Source organism: Kineococcus glutinatus (assembly GCF_039542765.1).
Taxonomy (GTDB): Bacteria; Actinomycetota; Actinomycetes; order Actinomycetales; family Kineococcaceae; genus Kineococcus_A; species Kineococcus_A glutinatus.
Map to the genome: position 1 here is coordinate 1 of NZ_BAABIL010000381.1, position 8909 is coordinate 8909.

Below are 8909 nucleotides of genomic sequence, written 5' to 3' on the forward strand. Positions count from 1 at the left end.
CCTCCGCACAGGATTGGCTGCGCACGCCGCCCCGCAACTCTGCGTATGTGTGCGGTGCCGCTCTGTCGTTCGTCGAGGAGGCGCGACCGTGACCGACCAGCCCCACCCCGCGGAGGAGCTCCCCGGTCCGCACCGCGCCCACCGGCGCAGGGGGGTGGTCGCCCTGGCGTGGGCGGCCGGCGCCGTCCTCGTCGCGGCGGGTGCCCCCGGCGCGGCCGCGGCACCACAGCCGGCGCAGCCGGTGGAGCAGCTCGCCGGGGAGCAGGCCGGGCAGCTCGCCCAGCAGCGGGCCGAGCAGCTCGCCGAGCAGCTCGCCGAGGAGCAGGTGCCGCCGGCCGGCTACACCGCCGGCCGCTACGTCGTGGCCCTGGCCGCCGACCCGCTCGCCAGCGCGCGCCGCAGCGCACCGGGCCTGCCGACGCTGAAGTCGGCCCCGGGCCGCGTGGACCTGCGCAGCGCCGAGGCCGGCCGGTACCGCGAGGTGCTGGAACGCGCGCAGGACCGGGTCGCCGCCGCGGTGGGGGCCACGCCCCGGCAGCGCTACACCGTGGCCTTCAACGGTTTCACGGCCGACCTCAGCGCGGCGCAGGCCGAGCGGCTCGCGGTCGCCCCGGGTGTCCTGTCCGTCGTGGAGGACACGGCGTACTCCCTCGACACCACCGACACCCCCGGCTACCTGGGGCTGACCGGCGAGGGGGGCGTGTGGGCCGGTCTCGGTGGGGCCGAGCGGGCCGGTGAAGGCGTGGTCGTGGGCGTCATCGACTCGGGCGCGTGGCCGGAGAGCCCCTCCCTGGCGGGCGAGCCGCTGGCCGCCGCCCCCACGCCGGGGCAGCCGTTCCGCGCCCACCGCGGCGCCGACGGGCGCATCGTGCAGCCCAAGGCCGACGGCGACACGTTCACGGGCACCTGCCAGACCGGGCAGGGGTGGACGCCCGAGGACTGCAGCACCAAGATCGTCGGTGCCCGCTACTTCGACGCCGGTTTCCTCGCCAGCGTCGACCCCGCGCAGATCCCCCCCACCGAGCAGCTCTCCGCGCGCGACGGCAACGGGCACGGCACGCACACGGCGAGCACCGCCGTCGGCAACGCCGGCGTGGAGGCCACCGTCAACGGCTCCTCCTACGGCGAGGCGGCGGGCATGGCGCCGGGCGCCTCGCTGGCCGTCTACAAGGTGTGCTGGGAGGACGACGACCCCGCGACGGGCAACTGCTTCGTCTCCGACGCCGTCGCCGCCGTCGACGCCGCCGTGGCCGACGGCGTCGACGTCATCAACTTCTCCATCAGCAGCACCGGCACGATCGCCAGCCCCATCCAGCTGGCGTTCCTGTCCGCCGCCTCCGCCGGGGTCTTCGTGGCGGCCTCCGCCGGCAACGAGGGGCCCGGGGCGTCGACGTCGAACCACCCCTCCCCGTGGGTCACGACCGTCGCCGCCGCCACCGCCGTCCCGCGCGAGGGCACCGTGGTGCTCGGCGACGGGCGGCGGTTCGCCGGTGCCAGCATCAACCGCACGCCGCTGCCGCGGACGCCGCTGGTGGCGGCGGGGTCCGCCCCCGCGGCCGGGGTGCCCGCGGCCGACGCCGCCCTGTGCCTGGCGGGAAGCCTGGACCCCGCCGCGGTCGCGGGCGGGGTCGTGCTCTGCGAGCGCGGGACCAACGACCGCGTCGACAAGTCGGCGGAGGTGGCCCGCGCCGGTGGCGTCGGCACGGTGCTCGTGAACCCCGCGCCGAACAGCGTCGACCCCGACCCGCACCGCATCCCCACGGTGCACCTGGACACCCCGGCCGGCGACGCGGTCGCCGCGTACGCCGCGACGGCGGGCGCCACGGTCGCGTTCGAGGTGGGCAACACCACCGGCCGGGCCACCCCCACGCCGCAGATCGCGGGGTTCTCCTCCCGCGGGCCGAACCTGGACACCGGGGCGGACGTGCTCAAGCCGGACGTCGCCGCACCGGGTGTCGGCATCATCGCCGCGGTCGCGCCGCCGACCAACGGCGGCAACGCCTTCGCCCCGTACTCCGGCACGTCGATGGCCGCCCCGCACGTGGCCGGCCTCGCCGCGCTGTACCTGGGCCTGCACCCGGACTGGTCGCCGATGGCGGTGAAGTCGGCCCTGGTGACGAGCGCCCGCGACGTCGTGGACGCCGCCGGTGCACCCACCCGGGACGTCTTCGCCGCCGGTGCCGGTTTCGTGGACCCGGCCCGGGCCCTCGACCCGGGCCTGGTCTACGACTCCGGGCCCGCGGACTGGCTGGCCTTCCTGGAGGGCAGCGGCTACGCGCTGGGCACGGGCGTGGCGCCGATCGACCCCAGCGACCTGAACCAGCCGTCCGTCGCGATCGGCTGGATGGTCGGGCGCCAGACGGTGACGAGGTCGGTGACGGCCGTGGAGCCGGGGGTCTACCACGCCACCGCGGAGATCCCGGGTGTCGACGTGGAGGTCAGCCCGAGCATCCTGCACTTCAGCGCCGCGGGGCAGACGAAGACCTTCAAGGTCACCTTCACCGCGGACGGCGCCCCGATGCGCCGGTACGCGACGGGGTTCCTGACCTGGCGCGGGGCGGGCGGCACGGTGCGCAGCCCGATGGCCGTGCGGCCGATCCCGCTGGCCAGCCCGGCGAGCCTCAGCGGGACCGGGGCCAGCGGCAGCACCCGGGTGAGCGTGCTGGGCGGCACCACGGGCGAGCTCGACCTGGACGTGGAGGGTTTCGCGACCGGCGTCACCCGGCGGGGTCAGCTCTGGGAGGGGGCCACCGCGGAGTACCCGGTCGAGATCGGCGAGGACGTGTCGTTCGCCCGCGTGCAGGTGGAGGCCGCGAACCAGGCCGCCGACCTGGACCTCGCGGTGTTCCGCGTCGACGGCCCGGTGGAGGAGCTCGTCGCGGTGTCGCAGACGCCGGCCGCCGACGAGCTCGTCGACATCGTCGACCCGCCGGCCGGCAGGTATCTCGTGCTGGTCAAGAACTTCGCCAACGCGCCGGGGGAGTCCGGCGCGGCCTTCGAGGGCACGGCCTTCCTCGTCGACCCCGGCGCGACGGCCGGCTCGCTGTCGGCCCACCCGGACCGGCTGCCGCTGGCCCCCGGCCGCCGGGTGGCGTACACGCTGTCGTGGGACGGCCTGGACCCGGCGCGCAAGTACCTCGGCATCGTGCGGTACGGGCTGTCCGGCTACGGCGGGTCGCTGCGGCCCACGGCGCTGGCCATCGGCTGACCGGGGCGTGGCAGGCTGGCGGCATGGCCCGTCATCCCGCCAAGCCGGCCCGCCGGCCGGCCCGCCGTCCCGCCGCGCCGTCGCGGACGGCCGGGTCGGGCCGCCCACCCGCGACGGCACCGGCCCCGGAGGCGCCGCGGGTCTCCGGGGCGGCGGTGGGTGCCTTCCTGGCCGTGCTGGCCGTGCTCGGCTCGGCGGTGTTCTTCCCCATCGGCCTGGCCGCCGGGGTGGCGGCGGTCGCGGTGGCCGGCTGGGGCCTGGCGCACGGGGCGGGTGCGCGCGGGGTGCGGCTGGCGACGTGCGCGGTGGGCGCCGCCACCGCGGTCCTGTCCGTGCTGGGCATGCTCTTCCCGCCCGGCTGAGGCGGTCGTGGTGGACGCCCCGCTCGTCGTGACCCTGCAGCTCGACGCCGCCGGCCAGGCGCGTTTCGACGCCCTGCGCGCGGCCCACTTCCCGCCCGGGCGCAACCACCTGGCGGCGCACGTCACGATGTTCCACGCCCTGCCCGGGGCGCAGCTGCCCGCCGTGCTGGAGGACGTGCGGCGGACCGCGGTGCGGGAGCCGTTCGCGGTGGCCGTGCCGGGGCTGCGCTTCCTGGGCCGGGGTGTGGCCTACGAGCTGGCCTCGGAGGAGCTGCTGCGGGTGCGCGCGGAGCTGGCGGCGGCGTGGCGGCCGTGGCTGACCGCGCAGGACGCCCAGCGGTGGAAGCCGCACGTGACGGTGCAGAACAAGGTGGACCCGGCCCTCGCCCGGGCCCTGCACGCCGAGCTGTCCGCCGCGCCGCTGCCGCCGGCGGTCACCGGGACGGGCCTGGCGCTGTGGCGCTACCTCGGCGGTCCCTGGGAGCCGGTCGTGGCGGTGCCGTTCGAGGCGCCCGACCCGCGACCGACGGTGTGACCCAGATCACAGTACTTGGGGCGCGGGGGGTGTCGATTTCGCCGGGGTCCCTCCGTAGACAGGGCGAGGCCGGCAGGGAGCCGGCCACCGTGAGGAGCCCGCGATGAAGCAGTACCTGCTGTCCGTCTGGCACGACGGCGCCGAGTACCCCACCCCGCCCGCCGAGGTGATGGAGCAGATGTTCCGCGACGTCGACGCCTTCAACAAGGAGCTCGAGGCCTCCGGCGCCTACGTCTTCGCCGCCGGCCTGCACCCCGCGAGCACCGCGACCGTCGTGCAGTCCTCCGGCGGGCAGGTCACCACCACCGACGGGCCCTACGCCGAGAGCAAGGAGCAGATGGGCGGGTTCTGGATCGTCAAGGCCCCCGACCTCGACGCCGCCCTCGCCATCGCCGCCCGCGGTGCCGCCGCCTGCCAGGGCCCGGTCGAGGTGCGCCCCCTCCAGGACGAGTCCGAGGACTGAGGAGCGCGCGGCCGTGGTCGACGCCGACGCCGTCGGGCGGGTCTTCCGCGCCGAGCACGGCCGCTGCGTCGCCACCCTGACCCGCCTCCTCGGCGACATCGACCTCGCCGAGGAGGCGGTGCAGGACGCCTTCACCGTGGCGTGCGAGCGCTGGCAGGAGCTGCCGCCCAACCCGGGCGGCTGGATCGTCACCACCGCCCGCCGCCGCGCCCTCGACCGGTGGCGGCGGGAGTCCACCCGCCACGCCCGCCACGTCGAGGCCCTGCGGCTCGCCGAGGCGCGGGGCGGGCCGGACGGACCCCGCGAGGAGGGCGGAGCCGTGCACGACGACCGGCTGCGCATGGTGTTCACCTGCTGCCACCCGGCGCTGGCGCCCGAGGCGCAGGTGGCGCTCACCCTGAAGCTGCTCGGCGGCCTCGACACCGCCGAGATCGCCCGGGCGTTCCTGCTGCCCGAGGCCACCCTCGCCCAGCGCATCGTGCGCGCCAAGCGCAAGATCCGCGACGCCGGCATCCCGTACCGGGTGCCCACCGAGGCCGAGCTGCCCGGGCGGCTCGGCCCCGCGCTGGCCGTCGTGTACCTCGTCTACACCGCCGGGCACAGCGCCGCCGCCGGTGACGGCCTGCACCGCGTCGAGCTGTGCGCCGAGGCGGTGCGGCTGGCGCGGCTGCTGGCCGAGCTCATGCCCGACGAGCCGGAGGTGCTGGGCCTGCTGGCGCTGCTCCTGCTGCTGGAGTCGCGCCGCCCGGCCCGCACCGGCCCGGACGGCGGCCTCGTGCTGCTGCCCGACCAGGACCGCGGCCGCTGGGACGCCGCGCTGGCCGCCGAGGGCCGGGCGCTGGTGCGGGCCTGCCTGCGCCGCGGCGCGCCCGGCCCCTACCAGGTGCAGGCCGCGATCAACGCGGTGCACAGCGACGCCGCCGAGGCCGCTGCGACGGACTGGCCGCAGATCGTGCGGCTCTACGACCTGCTGCTGACCCTCACCCCGACGCCCGTGGTCGCCCTCAACCGCGCGGTCGCGCTCGCGGAGGCCGACGGCCCCGCCGCGGCGCTGGCGGAGGTCGACCGGTCCGACGTGGCCGGTGCCCTGGCGGGCTACCAGCCGTGGTGGGTGGTGCGGGCGGAGCTGCTCGTCCGGCTCGGGCGCACCGGCGAGGCCGCTGCGGCGTACCGGCGCGCGGTGGAGCTGACCGGCAACGCCGTGGAGCGCGAGCACCTGGCCCGGCGGCTGGCGGCGCTGGGCGGCTGACGCCCCGGCCTTCACGATCGCGCCCGCAGGGCGTCGTTCGCCGATGTCGGCCGCGCAGCTCAGGGGTGGGTCAGGGGCATCCCCGAGGTACATCCGGTCCCTTTCCCCGATCCTTGGGCGAACGGTACGAGGTGGCACGAAGGAGCAACGGTGACGGACGACAGCACCCCCGAGGGCGGCATGGCCGGGGACGGCCTGCTGCTGGCCTTCGACGTGGACTGCGGTGAGGTCGTGCCGGGCCGGCACCTGCACCTGCGGGGTCTGCGCGACGGAGGTCGCTGGCCTGATCGGCTGGGCAACCGCCTGCCCGAGCACGTCCAGGGCGACTGGCAGATGGTGTCCTTGGAGTGGGAGGTGGTTCCCGCGGTACGTGCGGACGACCCCGATGCGGCGCAGTGGTACCAGCACGACGTCGCCGAGGTCGAGTACCGCATCGACCCGCCGCTGGACTGGGACCTGCACACGGCCAGCGGCGTGGGCGGCGGCAGCGTCGATGCGACTCCCGGCCGGCTCGGCACCCGGGGCGCGTACGGTCCCTACCCCCTGTCGGCCGATGCCCGTGAGGTGTCGTTCACCGTCACCCCCTACCTGCACCGGCACTCCGGCGGCGGGCTGAGCCACGGCGCCACCGGCGACGTGGTCGACAGCTCACACCGACCCATCGGCCGGGTCGTCATCGACCTGGGCGCGGCATCGGCACGGTGGGAACGCGCCGCACCCGTGCACTGACGACTGCACTCTTCGACAGAGTCGTGCGTTCGTGGCCGGTCGCAATCGCACCCGCAGGGCGTCATGAGCGTGAACTGGCTGTCGCGGGAGAATCTCCGCCGGCAGCCGCTGTGCGCTCTTGCTGCACCTACTCGTGGATGACGAGGTGGGCGGGTGAGCTGTCGGGATGCGGGCACACCCGCAGGGCGGCCGATGGCGGGATGCCCACCATCGCGTTCATGCTGTAGTCGGTGCAGTCGGTGGACTCCCACACCCCGCCCAGGGCGAAATCCAGGTGCGGTGCCTTGCGCGGGCGCTCGTCCTGGACATCGACGATGACCAGGTGGCCGTGCAGCCAGCGCCCAGCGGGCAGCAGCAGGTCCAGCGCCTGACCGGGGTGGACGGTCTGCTCGCCGAGAAACCACTGCTGGCCGTGGTCGGTGCGTCGTCCTTCCAGGACGGTGGCGGGGTCCGGGCCCACCAGGCGCTCCCAGTGTTCGCGCACCCATACGTCGTAACAGGGCTCGTCGAGTTCCGACGTGTACGGTCCGCGAACGACGTCGGGCCCGGTCCAGCCGCAGGCGCACAGGGGGAAGAGCGGCAAGCCGTCGGTGACGGTGGCGTCGGCGGCGGCGGGCTGCACGGTGCCCTCGACGCGCACTCCGACCTCGTGGTTGTGGTCGTCCACGCCCATGCTGCAACCTCCTCGGCGCCCTTCTGGAAGCCTAGGGGTGGTGATCGCTGCGCATCAGGTGATCGAGGAGAATCGAGCACGGACCATCCGCGATTCGACATGAGCGGACGCCGTGGCGAACGTCGTGATCCACGAGACGGCCCTTGAAGCCGACCCGGCCGAGGTTCCACCGCGACAGGTCCGCTCGGCAGTTCCCCGCCGCAGCCGGCGCCGTCAGCAGCGGCAGCGCGAGCCGGGCCGGGACGCCGATCCGTCGCTGCGTCCTCACCGCACCAGGTGCAGCCGCAAGGCGTTGCCGGGCGCTTCCGGCGCCTCGGACGGCAACCGTCCGGGTGCCGGTCCCAGGCGCTCCACCGAGACGGCACGGACCTGTTCGGCCTGCGCCTCGGAGGCGACGTGCAACCCCGTGTCCCGGGCCCCGAGCAGCACCTGGAAGGGGAACTCCTGTGCGGTGTCGCCGGTCACCGGCACCACGGCGACCACCCCGCGGCCCACCCGTTCGGCGGCGACGTCGGCCTCGGAGAGGCTGGTGCCGAGCTCCACGCACCGATGCCGTCTCGGTGGCGTCGACGTCGCCACCGCCCTGTCCCTGCCGTCAGCGCGGGACGTGCTGCATGCGCTCGGCGCGCCGGTGCAGCGAGGCCGGCACGGTGGTGCCCGGCCGTGTCAGCGCGGAGGCCTCGGGCGCACCGGCCACCAGCCACGGGTAGCTGCGTCGTGGCCGCACCCTGCCGGGGTTTCTCGCGTCGGTGCACCCATCGCCTCGCGGGCCCTGTCAGTTTCCTCACGCGCAAGACTTGCCTGGCGGGCAAGTCCTCGATACTTTCCTGTCAGGAAACCAAGCACCTGACCGGAGAGGACGCATCCCGTGGACGCTCGTGAAGCACAGCAGGCCCTGGAGCAGGTCGCCCACCGCCGCCAGCAGGCCATCGACGCCGGAACCGCCCCCTGGTCCGCGCGCGCCGTGTGGAGCATCTGCTCCAGCGCGCTGGCGCTCGGCGTCCTCACCGACGCCGACATGATCTGGCTGTGGGTGGTCCTGATGTTCATGGGTGTCGGCGCCGCCTGGCAGCGCGGGGTGCGCCTGAAGGCCACCCGCGCCTCCGGCCGCTGGCAGGCCGCCCTCGTCGCCACCTTCGTCGCCGCCGCCGCGGCGGACGTCCTCGTCCAGGCCGTCGTGCGCGGGCTGCAGTGGCCGCTGCCCAACACCATCGGAGCGATCGGCGCCGTGCTCGTCGTCGTCTCCCTGGCCCGGCCGGTGCAGGCCCGGATGGCTGCGAGCCTGCGCCCGTGAGCGCCACCCCCGGCTCCGCCCAGGACGCGGCACGCCCCGCGACCTCCGGCGCGGTGGGCGGCGCGACGATCGACGAGTTCCTGCACACCCCGGCCCGGCTGAACATCTGCTCCCTGCTCGCCCCCGCCGAGTGGGTCCAGTTCTCCTTCCTGCGCGAGACCATCGGCACCAGCGACTCCGCCCTGTCCAAGCAGCTCGCCGCCCTGGAACAGGTCGGGTACGTCGAGGTCCGCAAGGAGCGGGCCGTGCGCCTGCACACCTCCGTGCGCCTGACCGACGCCGGGCGCAGCGCCTTCGACGCCTACCTGGCCAGCCTGGAACGCCTCGTGGCCCGCGCCCGCGGCGCCGTCTGACGCCCGCCGGCCCACCCCGCCGCGCCGCGGCGCCGGCGTCAGC

Annotated in this window: 10 protein-coding genes; 8 read left to right on the plus strand and 2 right to left on the minus strand. The window is 75.6% G+C overall.

The annotated features are described in order from the left end of the window. The first annotated feature begins 88 nt into the window (after positions 1–88). The 6 genes from ABEB16_RS14050 to ABEB16_RS14075 all read left to right on the plus strand — a co-directional run bounded on the left by ABEB16_RS14050 (position 89) and on the right by ABEB16_RS14075 (position 6546). Entirely contained in the window at positions 89–3208 is a 3120-nt protein-coding gene (locus ABEB16_RS14050; protein WP_345712865.1) for a S8 family serine peptidase, read from the plus strand. Between the two features lie 23 nt (positions 3209–3231). Continuing rightward, positions 3232–3570, plus strand: coding sequence for a hypothetical protein (locus ABEB16_RS14055; RefSeq protein ID WP_345712866.1), 339 nt, complete (start codon positions 3232–3234; stop codon positions 3568–3570). 10 nt (positions 3571–3580) lie between these two features. Then, positions 3581–4105: a 2'-5' RNA ligase family protein gene (locus tag ABEB16_RS14060; RefSeq protein WP_345712867.1), complete on the plus strand. Its 525-nt coding sequence runs from the start codon at positions 3581–3583 to the stop codon at positions 4103–4105. 103 nt (positions 4106–4208) lie between these two features. Beyond that, the gene (locus ABEB16_RS14065) at positions 4209–4568 is read left to right on the plus strand and encodes a YciI family protein (protein ID WP_345712868.1); all 360 of its coding nucleotides are present in this window, start codon (positions 4209–4211) and stop codon (positions 4566–4568) included. A gap of 13 nt (positions 4569–4581) precedes the next feature. Next, positions 4582–5817: an RNA polymerase sigma factor gene (locus tag ABEB16_RS14070; protein WP_345712869.1), complete on the plus strand. Its 1236-nt coding sequence runs from the start codon at positions 4582–4584 to the stop codon at positions 5815–5817. A 150-nt stretch (positions 5818–5967) separates the two neighbouring features. Continuing rightward, a complete protein-coding gene (locus ABEB16_RS14075; RefSeq protein ID WP_345712870.1) occupies positions 5968–6546 on the plus strand; it encodes a hypothetical protein in 579 nt (192 codons plus the stop codon). Positions 6547–6673: 127 nt separating this feature from the next. Here the strand turns inward: ABEB16_RS14075 and ABEB16_RS14080 are convergent, their stop codons facing one another. Then, positions 6674–7219, minus strand: a complete 546-nt coding sequence (locus tag ABEB16_RS14080; protein WP_345712871.1) for a hypothetical protein — start codon at positions 7217–7219, stop codon at positions 6674–6676. A gap of 264 nt (positions 7220–7483) precedes the next feature. Next, positions 7484–7762, minus strand: coding sequence for a type II toxin-antitoxin system PemK/MazF family toxin (locus ABEB16_RS14085; protein WP_345712872.1), 279 nt, complete (start codon positions 7760–7762; stop codon positions 7484–7486). A 325-nt stretch (positions 7763–8087) separates the two neighbouring features. Here ABEB16_RS14085 and ABEB16_RS14090 point away from each other — a divergent pair, with 325 nt between their 5' ends. Both ABEB16_RS14090 and ABEB16_RS14095 read left to right on the plus strand, forming a co-directional pair. Next, entirely contained in the window at positions 8088–8513 is a 426-nt protein-coding gene (locus ABEB16_RS14090) for a hypothetical protein (protein WP_345712873.1), read from the plus strand. 53 nt (positions 8514–8566) lie between these two features. Continuing rightward, positions 8567–8866 (plus strand): transcriptional regulator, encoded by a 300-nt coding sequence (locus ABEB16_RS14095; RefSeq protein WP_345712874.1) that lies wholly within the window; start codon positions 8567–8569, stop codon positions 8864–8866. Positions 8867–8909: the final 43 nt, after the last annotated feature.